We start from the raw sequence: 21361 nt of genomic DNA, 5'->3' as shown, positions 1-21361 counted from the left end.
CTGATTAGATCAGGGCGTGCAAAGCTTCAATCGCTTTGTTTCTTTCATTTGCATTTACAACAACAGTCACACTCATAGCGCTCATGATCAACTTGCGCGCCTGTATCTGGGCCTGATCTATTTTTTCCAAAACTTTTTGTGGAATCTCCGGCGATGTCGCACCAGTGCAAGTCAAAGTGACTGTGGAGAAGTCTGTTGAATTCAACGCAAAGCCTTTATGAGCTTGAAGTTCACGCTTCACAGCTCCCATGATTTCCTGAGGTCCTGTTAAAAGAATCTCAGTCTCGTCATGCGAAATCTCGCAGTGTAGAAGTTGTGGGAATGCGATCTGCTTTTCTTCAAACAAACTTTGCAGACTCTTCAAAGCCTTTGCCGTATTTTTTTCCAAAGACTTAATTTCAAGGACAGTCTCGTGAGAATTGAGTGACAGGGCTTTGCATGACTCAAACATATTCAATCCTTTTTTAACTAAAGTGCCATCCGAAGTCTTATTTGAAGCCGGGCCAATGTATAAAGTGACATCGCGAAGTTTTGCCAATTCCACCGAGCGATAGTGCAAAACCTTAGCGCCCCAGAAAGTCATCTCCATCAATTGATCGTAATTCAACTCTTGAAGTGGACGAGCACTTTTCACGACATTGGGATCTGCAGTGAAGACTGCTGGCACGTCCTTCAGGATTTCACAGCGTTCAGCATTGAAGGCTGCCGCCATCGCCACTGCAGAAGTGTCAGATCCACCGCGCCCCAGAGTCGTAATCTCCTTTGTCACCGGTGAGACACCTTGAAAACCTGCTAAGATAACCACTTTGTCGTCTTTTAAGGCTTCTTCAACACGGAAGCCTTTGACGTCTTTAATGAAAGCATTGACGTGAGAGTCATCAGTAAAAATACCGGCTTGGCTTCCTGTGAAGCTGATTGCGCGGCAACCCAGATCATTCAAGGCCATACTTACCAAAGACATACTGATGCGTTCCCCGACAGTGAGGAGCATATCCATTTCACGTCTTTGCGGATGTGAAGAAACTTGGCTGGCAAGATCAATCAAAGAGTTCGTGGTTTTACCCATCGCGCTGACGACGACGATCAAAGAATTTTCTTGAGATTGATTCGCGATGCGGGAGGAAACAGCTTTGATCTTTTGAGGATCAGCTAATGTAGCTCCACCGTACTTTTGAACAATCAAGGGTTTCATTCAATCGCGACCTTTTGGTTTTTTTGATACACAAAATTCGAGACAATACGACCTGCGCCCTTAGGAACGCGGATGTAGTGTTTCTCAACCTGGCGAGGAATGTATCCTAAAAACAGCTCGGCATTCAAATCTTTTAGTGACTTTCTTGTGATGCCAATTTGATCCGCGAGAGGATCCAATTCGGTGCCCCCGGGGACGAGGACAACTTCGTATTCAAGAGGGTCCATTTTCTCTAAGTCTCTGAAGCCATAGAGATTTGGCGCTTTTGAAATCAACATCGCAGCCAAAATTTTTGGAACATACTCTTGGGTTTCCACGGGAAGTGCGGAAAGTTTAATGAGCGTCCAGTAATCTTTGGTACCATATTTTTTAATCTGACGGCGAAGACCGTTTTCACCCATGTTGTAGCTGGCTGCGACAAGATACCAAGAACCAAACTCGCGATGCAGATCAGAAAGATATTTAATTGCTGCCTGCGTGCTTTTTTTCAAATCGCGGCGTTCATCCAACCACCAGTTTTTTTCCAGTCCATAGCGTGTGCCCGTCGGCTCGATAAACTGCCATGGCCCAACCGCATCAGCATGGCTGATGGCGTTCGGTGCAAAACCACTTTCAATCATGACCATATAAGCCAGATCTAAAGGCAGACCCGATCTTTTTAACTCTGTCTGAATGAAGGGCATATACTTGTAAGAACGTTGCAACCAATTGCGGAACCACTTGTTGCCGCGGCCCTGGTAGTAGGCGACCCACTTACTGACTTTTTTGTTGTAAGTGACAGGCAGATCGAAAATCAAATTATCAGATTGGACATGGGTCGATCGCGCGGTGAGAGCTTTTAATTTCTCTTTGAGGGTATGTGGATTTTTTTCCGGCGCAGCCGCAGACGGCGCAAGCACTGCCGTGGGCACAGTGGTGACCACTTTAGTTTCCGCGTGTGCGTTTGACGTGATTAATAGAAAAAGCAATGCAGCTGCCAACGTTCTCATTAGATCATTATGAAGTCGATTCTTTGACACTGTCGACAAGGAACTGACAATTCCATGTCGCCATCGACGAAGGTCTTTTGAAGTTCATTCCCCGGTCAAATCGCAGAAAACTTGAGTCCATAAAAATTCTTCTGGATGAAGGTCTTGAACGGAAACCTTTTCCCAGACTGAAGTCGGTCCTGTCAAAAGGTGGCACACGCCTTGCTGCTCAACACAGTGAGGGAGAATCCATGAGTATAAAAGGCGTCTACACAGCACTGAGCGGAGCCATGGCACAAAGTACAAAGCTTGATACGATTGCCAATAATTTGGCGAACGTGAATACTCCTGCCTTCAAACGCGATCAGCAGCTCTTTCAAGAATATCTGACAGCGAATGAGAAGCCGCCTGAAGTGATTCAAATCCCTCGTGATGTCGCTTCAATCGAAAGCTTTTATAATATGCAAGGTGGCGACAAATCCTATGTCGACACAAAAGGAACCTTCACTGACTTTTCTCAAGGCGGTTTAAGACCGACGGGCAACACACTGGATGTTGCCATTGATGGCAAGGGTTTCTTCGAAGTGGCCACTCCAGGTGGTGTGAAACTGACTCGGGCCGGTAATTTTACATTGGATGGCAATGGACAACTTGTGACAAAGGAAGGCTTTCCTGTGTTGAAAGCCGGTGAGGCGGGAGCCGATCCTGCATCACGTGTGATTCGTTTTGATAGTTCTGCTCCGGTGCAGATTGCTGACAATGGAGATGTTTATCAAGGGACTAATAACCTGGGTAAGCTTTCAATGGTGAATGTTGCCAATCCAGATGCCTTATTGAAGCAAGGAAGTTCTTTGTACGGTTTTAAACCGAATATGCAGGCTGAAGTGTCTGAAATTAAAAATCCAAGTTTGAAGCAGGGCTTCTTGGAAACTTCGAACGTCAATATCGTACAAGAGATGACAGATATGATCTCGACAAATCGAGTATTTGAAAGCACGCAAAAAGCCATCAGCGCGTACGACCAAATGGCTGAGAAGATGGTTAATGTGGTCGGGAAAACGACTCCGTAGGCTGGCTTGCACTCCGATGAAGTTCGCTAACGGTTTTGAAGTAAATTGAATTTAGAAATGCATACGGAAGGATTCCTAGATGCTTAAGAGTTTGAATACAGCAGCAACAGGCATGGCGGCACAACAGACGAATATGGATGTTATTGCCAATAATATTGCCAACGTTTCAACGTCAGGTTTTAAAAAATCTCGCGCTGAGTTCGAAGACCTCATGTATCAAACTCAAAAAGAGCCTGGTGCGGCGACGGGGATGAATGCCTATTCTCCGAACGGAGTGCAAACGGGTTTGGGTGTACGCACAGCAGCTATTCAAAAAGATTTCACGGGTGGAAGCGCTCAGGTCACGAAGAATCCCTTGGATCTGCAAATTGAAGGTTCTGGATTCTTCCAAGTTTTAACACCAGACGGTGAAACGGCATATACACGCGACGGTTCATTTAAAAAAGATCCAGGTGGTCGTATCGTCGACAAAAACGGCAACGTTTTACAACCAGAGATCACAGTTCCTGCAGATGTCGCAGGTCTGGAAGTGGCACCAACGGGTGAAGTTCGCACGATCGCAGGAGTGAACTCAGTGCCGCAAACAATCGGACAAATCGATGTGGTGAATTTCGTTAATCCAGCGGGTCTTAAAGCGGTTGGTAAAAACTTATTCACACAAACTCCAGCCAGTGGTCAGGCTATTCAAGCTCGCCCGGGTTTGAACGGCACAGGATATTTGGCGCAAGGACAGCTTGAGGCAAGTAACGTCAATATCGTGGATGAAATGGTCAATATGATCACTGCCCAACGTGCTTATGAAACAAACTCTAAAGTGATTCAAGCTTCCGATCAGATGCTTCAATCAATTAATAACTTGAGATAATAACTGGATGAAGAAAATCGTAGCAGCGTTGTTATTGATAAGTCTTCAAGCGGTCGCAAGGCCTGAGGTTTCCATTCCGGCAACGGTGGAAGTGTCTCAGCGACCTGCACTTCACTTGAGTGATATTGCCATTGTCAAAGATGGCAGCGAAGAATTGCTGGAACAGCTGCAGGGTGTGGTGATTCGTGATGACGCCAGAGAACTTCTTTTATCACAGCATTTCGAAGCCAATGAACTTCTGGGGAAGATCAGAGCGGCGATGCAAGATAATGAGACTTTAAGAAAGCTCAATCCTTCTTTCAAAATTCCATCAAATGTCAAAGTGACCTTTGCGGCGAATCCAATTTCAAAGCAAGAAGTTGAAAGAAAAATCATGAATGCCTTGAAGGCGCGTTGTTCTGAATGTGAATACCGTCTCAGTATTCAATCTGTCCCGGTTCCTAATAATCGTCAGTGGGAGCTCGATTTTACGCAGCTTACAGCCAAAGGTGGTTTCCTTTTGCCCCTACGTGACAGCGAGAGTCGCAACCCAAAATGGATTTCCGGAACAATTCACGTGTCTCGATTAACCCCGGTAACGACCCGAATGATCTCACAAGGAGAGCGGGTAAAACCTGAAGACCTTCGCATGTCCATGCTGGATGTGACTTTTGCGAAGGATGCGGGTCTTCGTATGGAAGACATTCAGGGGCAACTGGCCGCTCGCACACTTCCCGTTGGAAGCCCGGTATGGACTTCCGATCTCAGACGTGAACCGGCAGCTAAGAAGGGACAGATTGTTAAGGCCCTTGTGGGTAATCAGGATTTTGAGATCACTGTGAACGTCGAATGTCAGGACAATGGCGTCATTGGTGATTTGGTGAAAGTCAAAAATCTCGACACTCAAAAAGTTCTTTCTGCTTTGGTGACTGATAAAGGCGTGGTGAAGTTGCAATGATTAAAAAGTATTTTTCAGTATTTTCAGTTCTAACAGGCATGGTGGTTTCGACAGGCTGTGCGACTGTGAACGACTATTTGGCGTCCATGAATAAAAAAGAAAACCCTCCGCTTGAGAAGATTGCGACATCGCCGCGGTATTCTGATTCGCAAAATATGGGTGTTCCGACAGATCGTCAGTATAAGCGTATGACTAAAAATCGCATGGAAGAAGAGTCAGACCTGGGGAGTAACGCGGGATCGACTTGGGTGATGGAAGGCCAAGGAGCCTACTTGTTTGCGCAAAATAAAATGCGCAGAGAAGGTGATTTGTTGAATGTGAAACTGGATGCTCCAGCGATGAAGCAAGTGGAGACAAAAGTTTCCGTGATCAAAAAACTTTTAAAGCAGCTTGAGGAACAGAACAATCCTCAACCGGCTTTAGGAAATTCTTTGGCAGCAAACGGCGAAGCCGGTCGTGCGCCAGCTTCGGCAGAGGCTCCGGCGCCCGCTGCGAAAGAAGAGCCTAAGAAGGAAGATGACAAGGAAGGACTTGCGGATATTCAAGCCATTCCTTCACGAATTGTTGAAAAAATGCCGGATGGAAACTACCGCTTGAAAGGTCAACAGCCTTTTATGATTGGAAAACGTGAATACAAAGTTATCTTGACGGGGATGATTCGCCCTGAAGATTTCAATGATGAAGGTATCACAACTCAAAAACTTTTAGACCCGCAGTACGATGTTGTCAGCATTAGAAGGAACAAGAGCAATGAATAAGATTTTAAGCATCATCGTATTGTCAGCGCTTCTTTTGCTGGTCTCCTTTGAGCAAGCCAATGCGGCAAGATTGAAGGACATCGCGAGCATTCGCGGCGTGCGTGAGAACCAATTGATCGGTTACGGCATTGTGGTCGGTCTGAAAGGCACGGGCGACGGTAAAAATGAGTTCATGAGTAAGAGTGTCGTGCGCATGTTCGACAAACTGGGAATGAAATTGGATTCTCCAGAGTTCGCCAGTAAAAATGTGGCGGCAGTGATCGTGACGGCGACCATGCCCGCATTCGGAAAAGCAGGAAACCCGATCGATATCACAGTGAGTGCCATTGGTGATGCCGGTTCATTGCAGGGTGGAACTTTGTTGCAGACTCCTTTGCGCGCTGCCAATGACCAGGTGTTTGCCGTCGCTCAGGGCAGTGTCATTATCGGTGGTGATGGTAAAGAACAGCATCTTACGGCTGGTCGTATTCCGAATGGTGCGATCATTGAACGTGATATGACAGCGGACTTTGCGACTCGCAAAATGTATCGTCTGAATTTGATCAATCCTGATTTCACGACGGCGGCGCGCTCTGTGCTGACGATCAATAAGGAATTGGGTGGTCACTATGCTTCTGCAAAAGACGCGGGAACAATTGATATCATCACGCCATTTGCCTATGAAAATCGTGGTGTGGAGCTGTTGGCGACGATTGAATCCATCGATATCAATCCCGACATGAAAGCTCGGGTTGTGATCAATGAAAAAACCGGAACGATTGTTATCGGGGATAAAGTAAAGATTTCGAAAGTTGCGATCTCGCACGGTTCACTGTCAGTGAAAGTGGGCGATGGCAAAAAAGGTGCTGACGAAAAAGTTGCACTTCTTGATACAGGTGTCAGTGTTGGGGATCTTGTGCAGGCGCTGAATAAGCTCGGCGTCTCGCCAAAGGACCTGATAACTATACTTCAGTCCATCAAAGCAGCTGGAGCTTTGCACGGGGAACTCGAAGTATTATGAAATTTTTGTTTCATAATGACACGGCATTTAATAAACTGAGAGTATATGTTTCAAACACATGGATGTGCTTGAAACGCGGGGAGGGTGAGGAAGAGATCGCGAACCATGGAAGGTCAAGAGTCAAAGTTTTCTCGCAGGAAACAGGAGCAATAGTTCAGCCAGGTCACGGAGTGACCAAATTGAGCAGACGCTACACTCTAAAGAGTCAAGTGCAGGATGCACATGATTCTCCGACTCAACTCCCCTTTTTTTCTTCCTCTTTATTTAAAAGCGACGACGTGTTCGAAAAAGTTTATAGCAGAGTTTGCTCTGCTCTTCGGACAGTCCTCGCTCGTATTTTTCTGTCTCTTCGATCGGAGACGATTGGCTCGTTGGAGTCTTTCTTTTTTAACCACTTTGTTTTACTGCGGAACTCGATCAGAGCAAACTCTGCTATAAACTTTTTCGAACACTCATTGCTAGTAATGAGTAAGAAAAAAATGGCAGGAGTGCTTCTATGTGTGTTGGCGTTTAGTGGTGTTGCGCGGGCTGAGTTTATTGGGGATGTTGATAGTAAGCCGGTTTTGAATCAACCCGCTTCTGCTTCGCAGGTTGCTGGCGCTGTTGGTGGTGCGAAGACTGATGGTGTGGTTGATAATTCTAATTTTAAGGCTTTGCCTGGGCGGTTTATGAAGATGCCCAAGCAGAAGTCGCCGGATGAGAAGCTTCGGGATGTTTCGGATATGTATGAGAAGCATTTTCTTCGCGAGATGATGAAGGCGATGCGGTCGACGGTGCATGAAGGTGGTTTTATTCAGCAGAATCAGGCTGAGAAAATTTTTCGTGAGCAGTTGGATGATCATTATGTTGATAAGTGGAGTGAGAAGGGTGGCATTGGTCTTTCTAAACTTATCTATGAACAGTTGATTGATAAGTTTGGTGTGCAGTTGGGGATTAAGCGCAATGTTGCTAAGCCTCAGGGGCCGTTGCCTTTGGATGAGAAGAGTAATTATTCGGCTCATCAGTTTCGCCATCCGGGTAAAAAACAGGCTTTGTCTTATCGCATTGATAAAATGGCCGTAGCGCCGGGGGCTCCGCAGGAGAAGCCCGAGGTAAAAGCGCCGTGGGACGGGGTTTTGCTGGGATCTAAGACTTTGGCGGATAAGCAAACCATGGTGGAAATTGAACACGACAATGGTCTAAAAAGTCAGATGGTGTTTAAGGGTGATGTGTCTAAAGTTTCGACAGGGGAAAAGATCCAAGCTGGCGAGACCCTTGGGGTTTTAAGTCCAGAGTCGAAATCACTCTACTGGACCGTAGAGGGTGACAAAGAACCTGGACCACAAACTGTCTCAGAATGATTTGGTGTAAATGTCTCATTGTGGTACTATGAGAAGAATAGCAATGAGTGTCTGTTGACAGAATACTGTCACGAAAAATAAGACACTCGCTTAGAGGAGGCTGTCGATGAAAATCACGCATAATAAAATTGGTCAAAATCTGAATCTTACAGATTCTGGTAAAGCCGACAAAGCCTCTGGCATTGCTAGCAAAGCGACTGAAGGTGCAGCAACATCGAAACTTGATGCTCTCAAATCAGCGGGCTTGGGTGAATCTACGAAAGTGGAATTATCTCCAAAAGCTCAAGATGCAAAACGCATTAAAGAGTTGGCAATGTCAGCTCCAGATGTTGATGAAGCTAAAGTTGCGAAGTTCCGCGACCTGATCGATAAAGGCGAATACAAAACTGATGCGAAAGCAATCGCCGACAGAATGGTTGATGAACATTTAGAATTTTAATTATCCGTAGTCTGCATTGCGAAGGATCGTAATGCAGAGATGACGAAGCCGCGAAGCGGTGTAGTCAGCCGAAGCCTTGGCGTAGGCTGAAGCGCGTGATCAGACAACCTACTTCACAAGGATGATGAAGATGGATGCAGTAGCAGAAAGAGCTTATCAAAAGCTCGAAGCCAATCTCGAAGAACTCACAAAAATTTATCGTCAACTTCTTGATGTTGTTCGCAAGGAAAAAGAAATTCTTGTTAGAGCAGATCGCGACGCTTTGGAAGAAAGCAATCTTTTGAAAGAAGAATTGCTATACAAACTCAGAGCGCAGGATTCTTTGCGTTCTCGCTATGCGATGGACCTTGCGACAATCGTGGGCGCGGATATTGAAAATCCTCGTTTGCTGGAATTGGCGCAAAAGCTTGCAGGCACTCCAGCGGCGGATCGTCTGCGCACTCAACATGCGGCTCTTGATTTGTTGATCAAACGTATCACAACGATCAACAAGGAAAATGAAGAGTACACTATGTCAGCTCTTAAAACTTTGAACGGCGCTTTGGATAATATCAAAGAAGCCTTGAGCGGCAAAAAAACCTACGAAAGCAAAGGCAAATACAAACAAGGCCCGCAAGTTTCCGGGAACTTTGTCAGCAAAGAAGCCTAAGTCATTTAACGAACCAGAAGGTGAACCAGGACGGCTCATCTTGAGGAGACAGAATGTCGAAGATTTCGGCAATGATGGACACAGGAAAAAGATCTCTGATGAATTCTCAGACGTCTTTGCAAACTGTTGGACACAACATCGCCAATAAATCCACAGAAGGGTACTCTCGTCAAAGAGTAGAACTTCTTTCGAACACTCCTATTGGTGAGGGTGGCTTGCAAATCGGTATGGGTGCCCGTGCCGGTGTCGTGACTCGCGTTAATAATCCATGGCTTGAAAAACAGATCCAAAAAGAAGGCATGAGCATGGGGTTTGAGGACTCTCGTGCCGATGCTATGGGTCGCGTTGAACAAATTTATAATGAACAAAACAATAAAGGTCTGAATCAATACGTAACGGATTTCTTCAATGGCTTCCGTGAGCTTTCCAATAATCCAGAAAGCTTGGCTTCACGTACGATGGTGCGTGAATCTGCAACAGGTATGGTGAAAGACTTCGCACGCGTTACCAGCCAACTGCGTGGTGTTCAAGAAGACTTGGACGGCCAAATCAAGACGACTGTGGGTGAGATCAATCAGATCACTAAAGAAATTGCCTCTTTGAATGAAAAAATTCAAATGGTTGAAGTTCAGAAAACTCCGGCCAATGACGAGCGAGATCGTCGCGATCTTTTGCTTAAAAAGCTCGGCGAAAAGATTGATATCACTTGGGCTGAAGGAAAAGACGGCCTGGTTAGCGTAACTGCGGGTAGAACTGCGGTTCTGGTTTCTGGAACGGGCTCTTCAGAGTTGAAGGCTCAACAGACTGATACTACGGATCGTATGGAAGTCTTCTTTGTAGGAACGGGAACTCCTTCTAATATTACCAGCCAAATCACGGGTGGACGTATTGGTGGTGCCCTGGATGTTCGTGACCATGTCATCGAAGATCTTTTAGGCCACGTGGATAAGCTTGCTTACACCTTGGCGACAGAGGTTAATAAAGCCCATATCGAAGGTTACGATAAAACGGGTAAGCCAGGTGTTTTGTTCTTTGAACAGCCGGATTCTGAAAAAGGTGCCGCAGCGGCAATTGGCTTGAACAAAACGATCTTCAACGACGTTTCTAGAATTGCGGCGGCAGCGCAGCCGGATGCTCCGGGTGACAATACGGTCGCCAACGTCATCTCAGCCCTTCAATACCGTCAGGTAATGGATGGCGGAACATCGACGATGGACGACTACTACAACACTCAAGTTGGTCAAGTCGGTGCGATGGCACAAAGAGCGGTGAAAGCTCAAGAGTCTCAGAAAAATGTGATCAACCAACTTTCGAATATCCGTGAAAGTGTCAGCGGTGTGAGCTTGGATGAAGAGACGACGAAAATGATCGAGTTCCAAAAAACTTACGATGCTTCCGCAAGACTTATCAAAACTGCGGATGAGATGTTCGATACAGTTTTGAATCTGAAACGAATGTAGACCTGCTTGCACTCTGACTTCGTCTGAGTAGGGGCTGTCTAAAATGAGAATTAAAAAAGTTTAGTGGGCTGCACTAAAGGGAATAGAAAGAGAAAATGAGAATCGCAGATAAAATGGGTTTCAATCAAGTGAATCAGAATCTGGGCAAGAACCGCTCAGATATGACTGAATTGCAGAACCAAGCTGCGACCCAGAAGCGTATCAATAAGCCTTCGGATGATCCACTTTCGGCGGCCCGTGTGTTGGCTGCTCGTACCGAAGAGCACAGCAATTCTCAGTTTATTAAGAATATCAATAATGCGAAATCTTTCCTGGAGTTCTCTGATCAATCTTTAGGGGAGCTCTCGGACATTCTCGTTCGCGCCAAAGAGCTTGCGGTCAGTCAGTCGAATGATGCCAGTGGAAATGCGGAAACCCGCAATGTCACTGCGGCAGAGATCGAGCAGATCTATAATCAATCGGTTCAAATCGGAAATCGCAAGCTCGGTGAACGTTATGTTTTCGCCGGATCTAAAACTCAATCTGCGCCTTTCAATAATGCCGGTGAATACCGCGGTAATGACGGCGACATGAAGATCCAGACTCAGAAGGATTCGTTTGTTGCCATGAATATTTCTGGCAACAAGGTCTTCCTGGGCAGAGGCTTGGGCGGTGACGGTGTGGTTCGCCCTCGTTACGAGAGTCCTACAGATGTAGAGTCTTTGAAGGACTTCCAAAATGAAGAAGCTCGCCGTCAGCAATCGAATCAGGAATTGGAAGAGAATTTCCTTCCGACTCGCGGGCCGGCGTCAGAGTTGCGTCAAAAACCCACTGATAAGCGCGATCCGGTAACGGGTGGTGCGGGTGTGAATCTTTTCAGCACCTTGAAGGGCTTGGAAATCTCTTTGCGTGCGAATGATAAAGAAGGCGTGCAAGAGGCCTTGGACACTCTCGATTTGGCTATTTCCCAAGTGGTTCTAGCTCGTTCCGAGGTTGGGTCCAGAATTATGGCAGTAAATAACACCATGGATTCCCTGCAAAAGGCCGTGGTTGATAATAAAACAACAGCATCGCAGCTTGAAGATGCCGATGCTTTCCAGGTGATTTCTGATATCAACAAGACAGAAAGCACGCTCAAAGCGGCGCTTGAAACGTCGGGCAAGCTTATTCAGCCAAGCCTCCTTGACTTTATCAAATAAAAATAATACCTACAGTTCCGCTAAATTCTACCGATAACGACTGCAGCAAAAGGAGTTGTCATGCTGGTTCTCACACGGAAGTTGGGTGAAAGCATCGCTATCGATGACCACATTAAGATCAGAGTAGTCCAAATAAAGGGCAAACAGGTCCGTCTTGGCATCGAAGCGCCCAAAGATACTAAAATTCACCGCGAAGAAGTTTACGTCGCGATTCAAGAGCAAAACGTTCAGTCTGCTGATGTTTCTGCTGATAAATCACGTAGTGTGGCAAAACTCTTAAAACCGTAATGTTTTTTGATTCACTCCGACGATGTCGGAGTAGGTATAAAGGGGTCTTAGGGCCCCTTTTCGCGTCCAGAGTGACGCTCCCTTCCTCTCTTAAGCCTGAAGCGCTCCGTCAAATACGCTAAATTTTAATTGAGTCTCCCTAGATTTAGGTCCAGATTTATATATGGATACACCGGTTTTGCGCCTCTGCGTGTCTAAACTATTGGAAACTTTAAGTGTGTATCCTGCTTTCCGGAGGGGGAACGAATGATCATTTCTACATCGCGATTCGGCCAAATTGAGCTGAAAGAAGAAGATGTTCTGACTTTTCCAGAGGGAATGTTGGGCTTCGCCGATTTGAGAAAGTTTGCTCTTCTTGACGATCCGAATGATGAGATCTTCGCTTGGTTGCAAAGCTGTGAAGCTCCTCAAATTGCTTTCCCAGTTCTTGAGCCAGAACTTTTTGCTCCTCAATATAAAGCCAGCCTAACGAAAAGTGACATGGAAGCTTTGAAGCTTTCTGGTCAAGACAAAGCTCGCTACTTCTCTATCGTGACAATTCCTGACGATCCAACGCAAATGACAGCGAACTTGAAAGCTCCTGTTGTTGTGAATGTCGCACAAAAGATCGCTCGTCAATGTGTGCTTCAGGACAATAATCTAGCTATTCGTGAGCCAATCTTTACAAAACTTCAACAGCGCGTGGTTCAAAACCCAGCGGTGGCGATTAAAAATCAAACCACTGGAATTGATGTTGCGACGAAGTTGCATGTCGTGAAGGATGCTGAACTCTAGTAGGGATTCGCTCCAAAATTCAAATCGAAGCAAACTACTAAAGCCACTCACAAAATGAGTGGCTTTTTGCTTTCTGGCCCCGTTCCTTTCTTGTGTAAACCTTTACTAGGCATATGTTCCCGGTGTTGATACGATTTTCAAACAGTGCGAGGGATATGTGCTTAGAAAGTTCTTAGTTACCTTTCTGTTATTACCTTTGAGCGTTCAGTTTATGGTGCAGCCAGTGCTGGCAGCGCCAAACTTTCCTGCACCTGTTTTTTATGAAGTGAACTCCTTGGATTCCGCTCTGAATTTGGTCACAGCTGCCACCGGGAGCGACCGTTTCGAGCGCGACAGCCGCGAACTGTTTAGACATTATAAACTCGATCTATCGGGACCTTTCATCGGCATGGAATTCGATGGTAATAAGATCCGCTTCGAAGGTTTGGTGGATCCCGTGATTGTGGGGGCGTCTCCATATGAGTTCACCTATAAGGGTATCACTTACAACTACAATCCAAAGAAATCAGTCAAAGCCAATTTTGTAGAGATGAAAAAGTCTTGGGGGCAGTTCAAAGAACTGAACTTTCCAGTGGCGCAGTTTAATCCCTTCATGAATTCTGCTTATGCGGATGTCGGCCCTCTGTATGCGATGCTCTTTACCTTTGTTGGCGTCACAGCAGCTCTGGCGGTGACGGGTGTGACCGTCGCGGGATACTTCGGCTATAAGTGGTATAAGAACTCCACAGAGCCTTTGAAGATGGAGTGTGGTGCGAACAAGATCATTCAAAGCAAGGGTAAGGATCGTCTGACGATTGAACTTCAGCCCGGCGGCAATCAAATATTTTTCAGTGAAGTGGGTGGAAAGAAAGAGCTCCAGGGGGAGCTTGAAAAAATCACTCTGCGCGGTAAAGACAGCTACGCGATCACCAATGGCAATGCTCTGGTCAATGATCTGCGGACTGCGGATGCGGTTGAGTTAAATAAAAAACTGATGGCCATGAAAAGCTTGTGTGCAAATCCCTTGGAGCTTGAAAAGTTCAATACGTCTTCTCGCCGTATTCAGGACGCCATGAATAGCGGAAAGATCAAGTCGATAAAGGCTGTGCAGGGAAGTCCTTCGCATGTGAAGGACTCCGACGGTACGAGTGGCGTGAATTAAAAAGCCGGGCTAAGAAGCCTGACTAAGAAATGGGCTCTAGCTGAGGCAAAGATTTTTCCGTCTTTGCTCCCAAACGCTTCAAATCTTCAACCTGATCCATCAAGTTGCCACGGCCATCTGAAACTTTCTTGATGACCTCTTCGTGAGCTTTTTGAGCCGCGCCCAATTTCTCACCAAGGTTTTGAAGGTCCTTTAGAAGATTTGCGAACTTTTCGTAAAGCAGGCCGCCACGCTTTGCAATTTCCAAAGCATTTTTTTCCTGGCGATCTTGTTTCCATAAAGCTGAAACTGTTCTAAGCGTTGCCAGCAGGGTCGTTGGGCTGACGATGGCCACATTCTTTTCCCAGGCGTACTGGAAGAGATCTGGTTTTAAACGGAAGGCCAAGGCAAATGCAGGTTCCAACGGCATGAAGAGGATCACGAAGTCTGGAGACACCAGTTTGTCGGCCGCATGGTATTTCTTTTCAGAAAGACCATCGATATGCTTCTTTAAAGATTCGATATGCAGTTTGCCGAAGCGTTCCTGATCTTCAGCGTGCTCAGACGAAGAGTACTGCTCGTAGGCCAGTAAAGTCATTTTTGAGTCGACGACAATATGCTTGCTGTCTGGAAGATTCACGATCACGTCGGGGCGCAGGATTTGTCCGTCGTCACCACGCAAGTCCATGTCGGTTCCCTGGACAGTGTACTCTTCCCCTTTGCGCAGGCCTGAACGTTCCAGGATATTCTCAAGAATAAGTTCGCCCCAATTGCCCTGGGTTTTGACTTCACCCTTCAAAGCTTTGGTGAGGTTTTGCGCATCGGTCGACATCACTTTGTTCAGTTCCATCAGCTTCGCAAGCTCTCCGCGCAGCATTCCGCGTTCTGATCTTTCAGTGGAGTAGGTTTCTTCAACTTTCTTTTCGAAGTCCTTAATGCGCTCTTTCAGGGGTTCAAGAACAGCAGAGATGTTTTTATGATTTGATTCGGTGAACTTAACAGATTTCTCTTCGAATATTTTTTGTGCAACGACTTCAAATTGAACATTCATACGCTCAGCCAGGGCTTCCTGCTGTTTGCGTGCTTCGATCATCAGGCTTTTTTGTTCTGAAAGGCTGCTGGCGAGAAGTTCATTCTTCATTTGCAAAGTTTGGAGTTCTGCCTGCAAGTTGGCTTTTTCTGCCGCGGATTGCGCTTTCGCCTTGAAGAAGATGATTAATCCAGAAATTAATGCGCCGGCGATAAAGGCAACGAAGTTTATGATAGTCATGGCATCCTCCGTATTTTTAGAGACTCCGAGTTTTGGCAGAGCAGCCTTTTTTTTGCCTTTAGAAGTGCTTCAGGTCACGCGAAAAACAGTGTATGATGCGCGAATGAGTCAAATTAAGAGTATTATTCTCGCGTTTCGCCCGAAAACATTAACGGCCGCTTTGGTTCCCTGTTTAGCTGGAACCGCTTTGGTAAAAGCCATTGGGCTGTCTTGGGATGGCCATGTTTTATTTTATGCACTCGCAGCTTCTTTTCTTATTCAAATAGGAACGAATCTCGTGAACGATGCGGTGGATTTCAAAAAAGGTGCAGACACCGAAAAGCGCATTGGTCCTCAACGTATTACTCAGGCGGGGATTCTGACCGCAAATCAAGTCATGGGACTTGCGACCTTCTTGCTTTTCTTGGCAGTTCTATGTGGTATTCCTTTGGTCATGAAAGGTGGCATGACAATCATAGCGATTGGCTTGGCTTCTGTTTTGCTGGCTTATTGTTATACGGCAGGCCCTTTCCCCTTGGCTTATCTTGGAATTGCGGATCTTTTTGTCATCGCATTCTTTGGGGTCTTGGCGGTCATGGGAATCGTCTTTTTGAATACGGGCGAGTGGATGGTTGAAGCCTTGGTGCTGGGTTTGCAAATTGGTTTCCATGCGACGGCTTTGCTGTGTGTGAATAACTTGCGTGACCGCGAAGGTGATAAGCTGGTGAATAAAAAGACCTTGGCCGTGCGTTTCGGCGTCAAGTTCGCACGCTGGGAAATTGCAGCGATGTGTTTCTTGCCGTTTGTGATGAATCTCTACTGGTGGTTTGAGGGTTACAAGATTGCAGCCGTGGTATCTTTGTTCGCATTGCCTTTGGCAGTGAAGTTGACCAAAAATGTTTTTACGACCGAACCCAGCCCAGTCTATAATAAGTTTTTAGGACAAGCTGCCGGTCTTCATTTGGTCTTTGGACTCTTGCTGACGTTAGGATTTATTTTTTGATCAAACTTAGTTACAGCCCGTATACACTCAAGCCTGTAGCATCGCTCAATGCGGTGAGTTTGGATACTCATCGTGAGGGCGTACTATTTAAAGTTGAGTGGAATGACGGTCTGACAGGTTATGGAGATCTTCAGCCGTGGCCAGAGCTGGGTGATCCGTCTTTGGAAGAACAATTGGCGGGTCTGCGTGCGGGAAAAATCAGTGCGCAAATCGAGCAAACTATTTGGTTGGCTCGTCGTGATGCCGAAGCACGTTCAAAGAAGCGAAATCTTTTTGATATAGGAACTCCGGTTAAGAATAACTACCTGCTGACTCACGCCGAAGACGTCAAACCAGGTCTATTGGATGAAGTTAAAAGAGAAGGTTTTGATACCATCAAAGTAAAAATTGGCCGAGACCTTCAAGAGGAAGCCGAAGCTCTGGTGCATATTGCTGGTGCGGGCTTTAAAATGCGTCTTGATTTCAATGCTCTGGCAAATTGGCAGATCTTCGAGCGCTTTATGAAAAATCTCGATCCGAAAGTGCGCGCCCTCATTGAATATGTGGAAGATCCATTTCCTTATGATGCTCATTCATGGATGGAAGCTAAAAAGCTTGTGAAATTGGCTATTGATAATCAATACAACAAAGTTCGTTGGGACCAGTTAGAGGCCGAAGCTCCTTTTGACGTGATTGTGATTAAGCCGGCGAAGATGGATGTCGATATGGCAATTGGACATTGTCAAAAATGGAATTTGAAAGCTGCGGTGACCAGTTACATGGATCATCCGGTGGGCGTCGCGCACGCCATGACGATTGCGATGGAGCTTAAGAAAAAATATGGCGAATTGATTATAGAATCAGGTTGTCTCACTCATCGTCACTATAAAATGGATGTGTTCGCTGCAGAGTTGGATACGAAGGGCCCGTTTCTTCGCCGAGTTCGTGGTACCGGTGTCGGCTTTGACAAACTTTTGGAGGCCCTGCCATGGTATCACATCAAACTCCGTTAGATCTTTCTACGGATGACAATGTGATATTGATAAATCCGCGTTTTCCCAAGGCGGATTTCGATAAATTATATTCTTTAGCGGAAAGCGTTCAGCATGAACTTGGATTGCAAGCTCATGTGTGGATTGCCACATCGGGTTCCACGGCTGACTCCATTGGATCAACCAAGCTGGTGGCACTTTCTAAAAAGGCACTGATCGCTTCTGCCGTATCCGTGAACAAACATCTTCAAGCCACCGCAGAAGATATCTGGACACAAGTTCTTCCGCATTTTCATGTGGGTGGGCTGGGCATAGAGATTCGGTCTGAACTCGCGGGATCGCGAGTTGTCCCTGCGTTGAAAGAGGGCAAATGGGACGCTCAGCATTTCTATCAAACAATTCTTAAAGAGAAGTGCACCTTGTCTGCACTGGTGCCCACTCAAGTTTATGATTTGGTTGCACACAATCTTCGTGCTCCGGAAACAATGCGTGCCATCGTTGTCGGAGGAGGTGTGTTTGATGCCCCATTGTATGAGCAAGCTCGGGCATTGGGGTGGCCGGTTCTGCCAAGTTATGGCATGACCGAAACAGCTTCGCAAATTGCCACCGCCTCTCTGCAGTCGCTCCAAGCCCAGGACTATCCTGAGATTGAACTTCTGAGTCATGCCGACGCTCGCAGCAATGAGGAGGGCTTTTTGGAAGTGAAAGCTTTGTCTCTATTTACCTGCTACGCCCAGAACACCGCGGAAGGAGCCCGTCATTGGGATCCAAAGATTCAGGGTTGGTTTGTCTCTGAAGATCGTGGTGAGGTTCAGGGGATGGCTTTGAAAATTTCAGGACGCAGCAAGGACTATGTCAAAATTGGGGGAGAAGGCACGAACGTCGCAAGACTTCGGGCGGTGCTTGAGCAATCGGCGCTTGAACTCAATCCACTCTGGCCATTACATATAAGCTTATTGGATATGCCGTCTGAACGTTTAGGGGCGGAGATTCATATGGTCACGACTTTAAATTCGAGTGCAGCCGAAAAGATTGCGAACTTGTATGGCGAAAAAGTTTTGCCCTATGAAAAAATAAGAAAGATCCATTTTGTAACCGAGATCCCGCGCACAGATCTGGGCAAGATTCAGTGGAGCGCACTAAGGAGAATACTATGTTAAAAAAAGAAGAGACACCTTGGTCTGAGGGAGTGGTTCTTGTTTGTACGAAATGTCACAAGTCTATTTCAGCTTCCTCTTTGAAAGAGGAAGGCAATGCGGGAGAGAATCTTAAAACTTTTTTGAAGAAAAGCTTTAAAGAGAGCGGTGATCTTTCTAAGATCAGAGTTGTCACTTCCAGCTGTTTGGACGTTTGCATTGACGATACTCAAGCTGTTACTTTTGCATCAACAGACGGTAAAACCGAAACTTTCACAGTCCATCCCGAGAAGGACCGTGAAGAGCTTTTGAAGTTGTTGAAATCTAAGATCTAAATTTCAACAACTTCGCAGGTTAGATAACTAGTGAGACAAGTAGATGTTGTAGGCTTGGCTCTGTGACATAGTTTCAAAGTTGACTTGCAGGTTCAGGCTGAAGCTGGATCCTGTAAGTGCCGTCGATTTTATATAGACCATATAGTACTGTGATCCTGAAGACGTCAAAGTTGTCGCAGTATTTTGAGTGATTGCAGTGCTACAACTTGGGTCCCGATACAGTTGAACATCCGTGGCAATAGACAAGCCAGAAGAGTAATAAAGGATGCTAATCGGAACGTCCGACGACGGATTCGAGTTCGAGTCATAAGTATAAATTTTCATAGCGCTACAAGTGTCTTGGGCCAAAACAGAACCAAAGAGCTGGTTGAGAGTATAATTTGTTGCAGATGCTGCAGTAACTTTCATATCTCGAACCATACTTGTCAGCCCAGGGGCTGACGCTGTGACGGTGTAGGTTCCTGGAGTGAGCACTCCATCTGGCTTGAAGTAAACTTCAGTATCGGCAGAGCCGTAACCAATCGTCACCTGACTGAGTGGTGTTCCTGTGCAGCCCGAATAAGGATAGAAAGTTCCAGAGGCCGTTGAACTTAAGGAAACTGTCAGGCTTGAGCCTGGATCTGGAATAGGCGTCATGTAGTTGTTGGCGCGAACCACTCTATAGGAACTGCAGTAGCCACGCTGGATGTAGTTGGGACCCCAAAAATCAACTCTTGTCACTGTGGCAGAGGCGCTGAGATCCACATCCACTCTGTAAGATGCAAAGTCGTAATTGGCATTCGTGTTGGCGAAAGTTATAGGAATTCGTAGTGAAGATGCCGTGTCGTTGGCATCGGAAACATACTTCACGTATCCGCTGACTGAAGCAATGCTCGCCGGGATGGAAAACGTCGTAGTTTGATTCGTACAGCTTGCATCGTTAAAGTATTTCAACTTCGCATTGGCACTGATAGGTGTGACGTCAATCGCCGCATCAGTCGTTTCATAAGAACCTGTATAGTTGTAACGAGAGAACTTGGTCGGATAGCAAATGTCTTTATAAATGCGGTTATTGCCTGGGGAATCCGCCGTTAACCAGCGACGACTGGAGGCTGAGTTGCGAAGGATATAAGAATCAGCGGTTGCAGAGTTCAGGCCAGAACTGATGGCGCTAATGCTGAATGTTTGATCGAGTGAACCCACATCTGATGGCATTGGTATCATGATTTGAATGCTGTTTTGTCCTGCGGGAATAGTGAATGAACTGACGCCCGCAATCGGATTTATCAAAGAACTGTTGCAGGTTTCCCAAGATGAATAACCAAACACTGTCGTAGCAGCACTGCCGCCCTTTGCTTGGGAAAGACTGAATGTGACAGGGGCCGAAGACGACGCCCAATTGTTATTGGCATCAGTCAGAAAAACATTGAAGCCTTCACAGCGCCCAGAACCGGCAAAGCCATGTGGCCACTGCTTCTCAACCGCGATCTTGGTCGCGACATTGCCGCCGGAACCGTTGCTGCCCTTTGGATCAGTGAGGGTCAAGACTTGCGTGTCACCGATCAGTGTTGATCCTTTGATATAGATGACAGTCACATCTATATTGGTTGAAGTGCCGTCAAACCCCCACACAGAGAGCAAGTCATTTTTCGTTAAGTAAAAATCAAACACTCCGTCGGCACAATTCACATCGTTGACGATAGGGCCGGTCAATGAGGTGCCTGTTAAATCCGGACTGCTTGATGGAGTATGGTACATTGCCGCGTTGGCAATTTCGGTTGAAGTGGGGCTGGTGCCTGCGCTGCCAGATCCGGTTTTGCTCCCGATTTTAAAGCTGACAGAAACATCACCGACGCGAGTGTCACAAGATCCAGTGATATGAACATAATTCTGAGAACTGAAGCTTTGATCAAAAGGACTTGTCCCTTTAAGAGCGGGTGCAGATAGTTTTTTACCCAAGACGCCCACTTCAACAGCGGGATCTTCACAGCCAGTAAGAGCTGATGCCGACAAGGCCAAGACGCACATAAGGGTGGTGAACTTCGCATTAACGTACTTCATGCAGTACTTTTCGACAGTTCATCGGGGGGGCTTAAGACTCAGAATGAGAATTTTGACGGAATTATGACGGCTGTAATGTAGCCGTCTCTTTCCAAGCTATTTACCCCAGCCTTGCTCGCTTTTTAGTTGATCGCGAAGTTGCTCCTCGATTTTCTCAGCAGAAATAACGGGGCCACGTCCCACTCCGGGACAGAAAGCCTTGACGTCTTTTGCCCAAGATTTTGCGTTCATCACTTCAGGCCAGAACGGCCAAGTACGGCACTGCGTGGGGCGAGCTTCATAGACGCCACAGCCTTTGCCTTTTAAAAACATACAATCAGGATTTTTAGGATCTTCTTTCAGATGCCAGATCCCGCCGGTTTTCTCGCAGTAGTTCTTGGTGAACTCAGAGGTGCGGATTCCCAAATGCTTGGCAAAACGCTGGCGGTCTTCCAAGTTGAGATAAACGAAGCCATATTCGCCATGCGAAGTGCAGCACTTGCCAGAGCCTGTGCATTCAAAGCGAACACCTTCGCGCCACCATTCTTTACCAGTGAATTTAAATTCTTCCATTCCGGGGACTTTAAGGCCTGTAGTCCCTTGACAGCAA

General features: G+C 46.4%; 22 protein-coding genes. 17 read left to right on the top strand and 5 right to left on the bottom strand.

Translation table 11 applies throughout. From position 1 onward, the window contains the following. Positions 1–4: 4 nt before the first annotated feature. A complete protein-coding gene (locus NWE73_RS11615) occupies positions 5–1192 on the bottom strand; it encodes an aspartate kinase (RefSeq protein WP_277578494.1) in 1188 nt (395 codons plus the stop codon). After that, positions 1189–2181 carry a lytic transglycosylase domain-containing protein gene (locus NWE73_RS11610; protein WP_277578493.1) on the bottom strand — a complete coding sequence of 331 codons (993 nt, stop codon included), beginning with the start codon at positions 2179–2181 and terminating at the stop codon, positions 1189–1191. Before NWE73_RS11610 ends, NWE73_RS11615 begins: the two co-directional genes overlap by 4 nt. 230 nt (positions 2182–2411) lie before the next feature. On the opposite strand from NWE73_RS11610, the gene flgF reads away from it, so the two are divergent. The 13 genes from flgF (at position 2412) to NWE73_RS11545 (ending at position 14059) form a co-directional block, all read left to right on the top strand. After that, positions 2412–3230 carry a flagellar basal-body rod protein FlgF gene (gene flgF / locus NWE73_RS11605; protein WP_277578492.1) on the top strand — a complete coding sequence of 273 codons (819 nt, stop codon included), beginning with the start codon at positions 2412–2414 and terminating at the stop codon, positions 3228–3230. Positions 3231–3309: 79 nt separating this feature from the next. Then, a complete protein-coding gene (gene flgG, locus NWE73_RS11600; protein ID WP_277578491.1) occupies positions 3310–4095 on the top strand; it encodes a flagellar basal-body rod protein FlgG in 786 nt (261 codons plus the stop codon). 7 nt (positions 4096–4102) lie between these two features. Beyond that, positions 4103–5032 (top strand): flagellar basal body P-ring formation chaperone FlgA, encoded by a 930-nt coding sequence (flgA, locus tag NWE73_RS11595; RefSeq protein ID WP_277578490.1) that lies wholly within the window; start codon positions 4103–4105, stop codon positions 5030–5032. Next, complete coding sequence (locus NWE73_RS11590) at positions 5029–5790, top strand: flagellar basal body L-ring protein FlgH (protein ID WP_277578489.1); 762 nt, start codon at positions 5029–5031, stop codon at positions 5788–5790. The genes flgA and NWE73_RS11590 overlap by 4 nt, the downstream gene beginning before the upstream one ends. Then, positions 5783–6790 carry a flagellar basal body P-ring protein FlgI gene (locus NWE73_RS11585; RefSeq protein WP_277578488.1) on the top strand — a complete coding sequence of 336 codons (1008 nt, stop codon included), beginning with the start codon at positions 5783–5785 and terminating at the stop codon, positions 6788–6790. The genes NWE73_RS11590 and NWE73_RS11585 overlap by 8 nt, the downstream gene beginning before the upstream one ends. A 464-nt stretch (positions 6791–7254) precedes the next feature. Then, positions 7255–8130, top strand: a complete 876-nt coding sequence (locus NWE73_RS11580; protein ID WP_277578487.1) for a rod-binding protein — start codon at positions 7255–7257, stop codon at positions 8128–8130. Positions 8131–8236: 106 nt separating this feature from the next. Then, on the top strand, positions 8237–8569 hold the full coding sequence (gene flgM, locus NWE73_RS11575; protein WP_277578486.1) for a flagellar biosynthesis anti-sigma factor FlgM: 333 nt from the start codon (positions 8237–8239) through the stop codon (positions 8567–8569). Positions 8570–8699: 130 nt separating this feature from the next. Continuing rightward, the gene (locus NWE73_RS11570) at positions 8700–9218 is read left to right on the top strand and encodes a flagellar protein FlgN (RefSeq protein ID WP_277578485.1); all 519 of its coding nucleotides are present in this window, start codon (positions 8700–8702) and stop codon (positions 9216–9218) included. Positions 9219–9271: 53 nt separating this feature from the next. After that, positions 9272–10678, top strand: coding sequence for a flagellar hook-associated protein FlgK (flgK, locus tag NWE73_RS11565; RefSeq protein ID WP_277578484.1), 1407 nt, complete (start codon positions 9272–9274; stop codon positions 10676–10678). Between the two features lie 95 nt (positions 10679–10773). Further along, positions 10774–11856 carry a flagellar hook-associated protein FlgL gene (gene flgL / locus NWE73_RS11560; RefSeq protein ID WP_277578483.1) on the top strand — a complete coding sequence of 361 codons (1083 nt, stop codon included), beginning with the start codon at positions 10774–10776 and terminating at the stop codon, positions 11854–11856. Between the two features lie 60 nt (positions 11857–11916). Further along, a complete protein-coding gene (gene csrA / locus NWE73_RS11555; RefSeq protein WP_142698850.1) occupies positions 11917–12144 on the top strand; it encodes a carbon storage regulator CsrA in 228 nt (75 codons plus the stop codon). A 246-nt stretch (positions 12145–12390) separates the two neighbouring features. Further along, positions 12391–12918: a flagellar assembly protein FliW gene (gene fliW, locus NWE73_RS11550; protein ID WP_277578482.1), complete on the top strand. Its 528-nt coding sequence runs from the start codon at positions 12391–12393 to the stop codon at positions 12916–12918. 157 nt (positions 12919–13075) lie between these two features. Then, positions 13076–14059, top strand: coding sequence for a hypothetical protein (locus tag NWE73_RS11545; protein ID WP_277578481.1), 984 nt, complete (start codon positions 13076–13078; stop codon positions 14057–14059). Positions 14060–14081: 22 nt separating this feature from the next. On the opposite strand, the gene NWE73_RS11540 is transcribed toward NWE73_RS11545, so the two are convergent. Further along, positions 14082–15308: a DNA recombination protein RmuC gene (locus NWE73_RS11540; protein ID WP_277578480.1), complete on the bottom strand. Its 1227-nt coding sequence runs from the start codon at positions 15306–15308 to the stop codon at positions 14082–14084. A gap of 103 nt (positions 15309–15411) precedes the next feature. Here NWE73_RS11540 and menA point away from each other — a divergent pair, with 103 nt between their 5' ends. From menA to NWE73_RS11520, 4 genes are read left to right on the top strand one after another with little or no spacing between them, the layout of a single operon-like run. Further along, positions 15412–16290 carry a 1,4-dihydroxy-2-naphthoate octaprenyltransferase gene (gene menA / locus NWE73_RS11535; RefSeq protein ID WP_277578479.1) on the top strand — a complete coding sequence of 293 codons (879 nt, stop codon included), beginning with the start codon at positions 15412–15414 and terminating at the stop codon, positions 16288–16290. Beyond that, entirely contained in the window at positions 16287–17282 is a 996-nt protein-coding gene (gene menC / locus NWE73_RS11530) for an o-succinylbenzoate synthase MenC (RefSeq protein ID WP_277578478.1), read from the top strand. The genes menA and menC overlap by 4 nt, the downstream gene beginning before the upstream one ends. Then, positions 17258–18421 carry an AMP-binding protein gene (locus NWE73_RS11525; RefSeq protein ID WP_277578477.1) on the top strand — a complete coding sequence of 388 codons (1164 nt, stop codon included), beginning with the start codon at positions 17258–17260 and terminating at the stop codon, positions 18419–18421. Before menC ends, NWE73_RS11525 begins: the two co-directional genes overlap by 25 nt. Next, complete coding sequence (locus NWE73_RS11520; protein WP_277578476.1) at positions 18415–18732, top strand: (2Fe-2S) ferredoxin domain-containing protein; 318 nt, start codon at positions 18415–18417, stop codon at positions 18730–18732. The genes NWE73_RS11525 and NWE73_RS11520 overlap by 7 nt, the downstream gene beginning before the upstream one ends. Positions 18733–18759: 27 nt before the next feature. Here NWE73_RS11520 and NWE73_RS11515 read toward each other — a convergent pair whose 3' ends face one another. Together NWE73_RS11515 and NWE73_RS11510 are read right to left on the bottom strand one after the other, a co-directional pair. Next, complete coding sequence (locus NWE73_RS11515; protein ID WP_277578475.1) at positions 18760–20772, bottom strand: peptidase associated/transthyretin-like domain-containing protein; 2013 nt, start codon at positions 20770–20772, stop codon at positions 18760–18762. Positions 20773–20868: 96 nt separating this feature from the next. After that, complete coding sequence (locus tag NWE73_RS11510; RefSeq protein WP_277578474.1) at positions 20869–21324, bottom strand: YkgJ family cysteine cluster protein; 456 nt, start codon at positions 21322–21324, stop codon at positions 20869–20871. Positions 21325–21361: the final 37 nt, after the last annotated feature.

This window comes from Bdellovibrio svalbardensis (genome assembly GCF_029531655.1).
Taxonomy (GTDB): Bacteria; Bdellovibrionota; Bdellovibrionia; order Bdellovibrionales; family Bdellovibrionaceae; genus Bdellovibrio; species Bdellovibrio svalbardensis.
Note: the sequence above shows the minus strand (reverse complement) of the source record. Positions and strands in the feature narration are given on the sequence as shown.

Excerpts from the sequence above, each read along its gene's own strand:
- NWE73_RS11510 (WP_277578474.1), bottom strand. The coding sequence starts at position 21,324 with ATGGAAGAATTTAAATTCACTGGTAAAGAATGGTGGCGCGAAGGTGTT.
- NWE73_RS11515 (WP_277578475.1), bottom strand. The coding sequence starts at position 20,772 with ATGAAGTACGTTAATGCGAAGTTCACCACCCTTATGTGCGTCTTGGCC.
- csrA (WP_142698850.1), top strand. The coding sequence starts at position 11,917 with ATGCTGGTTCTCACACGGAAGTTGGGTGAAAGCATCGCTATCGATGAC.
- NWE73_RS11570 (WP_277578485.1), top strand. The coding sequence starts at position 8,700 with ATGGATGCAGTAGCAGAAAGAGCTTATCAAAAGCTCGAAGCCAATCTC.
- NWE73_RS11615 (WP_277578494.1), bottom strand. The coding sequence starts at position 1,192 with ATGAAACCCTTGATTGTTCAAAAGTACGGTGGAGCTACATTAGCTGAT.
- flgG (WP_277578491.1), top strand. The coding sequence starts at position 3,310 with ATGCTTAAGAGTTTGAATACAGCAGCAACAGGCATGGCGGCACAACAG.
- NWE73_RS11610 (WP_277578493.1), bottom strand. The coding sequence starts at position 2,181 with ATGAGAACGTTGGCAGCTGCATTGCTTTTTCTATTAATCACGTCAAAC.
- NWE73_RS11520 (WP_277578476.1), top strand. The coding sequence starts at position 18,415 with ATGTTAAAAAAAGAAGAGACACCTTGGTCTGAGGGAGTGGTTCTTGTT.
- flgL (WP_277578483.1), top strand. The coding sequence starts at position 10,774 with ATGAGAATCGCAGATAAAATGGGTTTCAATCAAGTGAATCAGAATCTG.
- fliW (WP_277578482.1), top strand. The coding sequence starts at position 12,391 with ATGATCATTTCTACATCGCGATTCGGCCAAATTGAGCTGAAAGAAGAA.
- NWE73_RS11540 (WP_277578480.1), bottom strand. The coding sequence starts at position 15,308 with ATGACTATCATAAACTTCGTTGCCTTTATCGCCGGCGCATTAATTTCT.
- flgA (WP_277578490.1), top strand. The coding sequence starts at position 4,103 with ATGAAGAAAATCGTAGCAGCGTTGTTATTGATAAGTCTTCAAGCGGTC.
- flgF (WP_277578492.1), top strand. The coding sequence starts at position 2,412 with ATGAGTATAAAAGGCGTCTACACAGCACTGAGCGGAGCCATGGCACAA.
- NWE73_RS11590 (WP_277578489.1), top strand. The coding sequence starts at position 5,029 with ATGATTAAAAAGTATTTTTCAGTATTTTCAGTTCTAACAGGCATGGTG.
- NWE73_RS11585 (WP_277578488.1), top strand. The coding sequence starts at position 5,783 with ATGAATAAGATTTTAAGCATCATCGTATTGTCAGCGCTTCTTTTGCTG.
- NWE73_RS11580 (WP_277578487.1), top strand. The coding sequence starts at position 7,255 with ATGAGTAAGAAAAAAATGGCAGGAGTGCTTCTATGTGTGTTGGCGTTT.
- flgK (WP_277578484.1), top strand. The coding sequence starts at position 9,272 with ATGTCGAAGATTTCGGCAATGATGGACACAGGAAAAAGATCTCTGATG.
- NWE73_RS11525 (WP_277578477.1), top strand. The coding sequence starts at position 17,258 with ATGGTATCACATCAAACTCCGTTAGATCTTTCTACGGATGACAATGTG.
- flgM (WP_277578486.1), top strand. The coding sequence starts at position 8,237 with ATGAAAATCACGCATAATAAAATTGGTCAAAATCTGAATCTTACAGAT.
- menA (WP_277578479.1), top strand. The coding sequence starts at position 15,412 with ATGAGTCAAATTAAGAGTATTATTCTCGCGTTTCGCCCGAAAACATTA.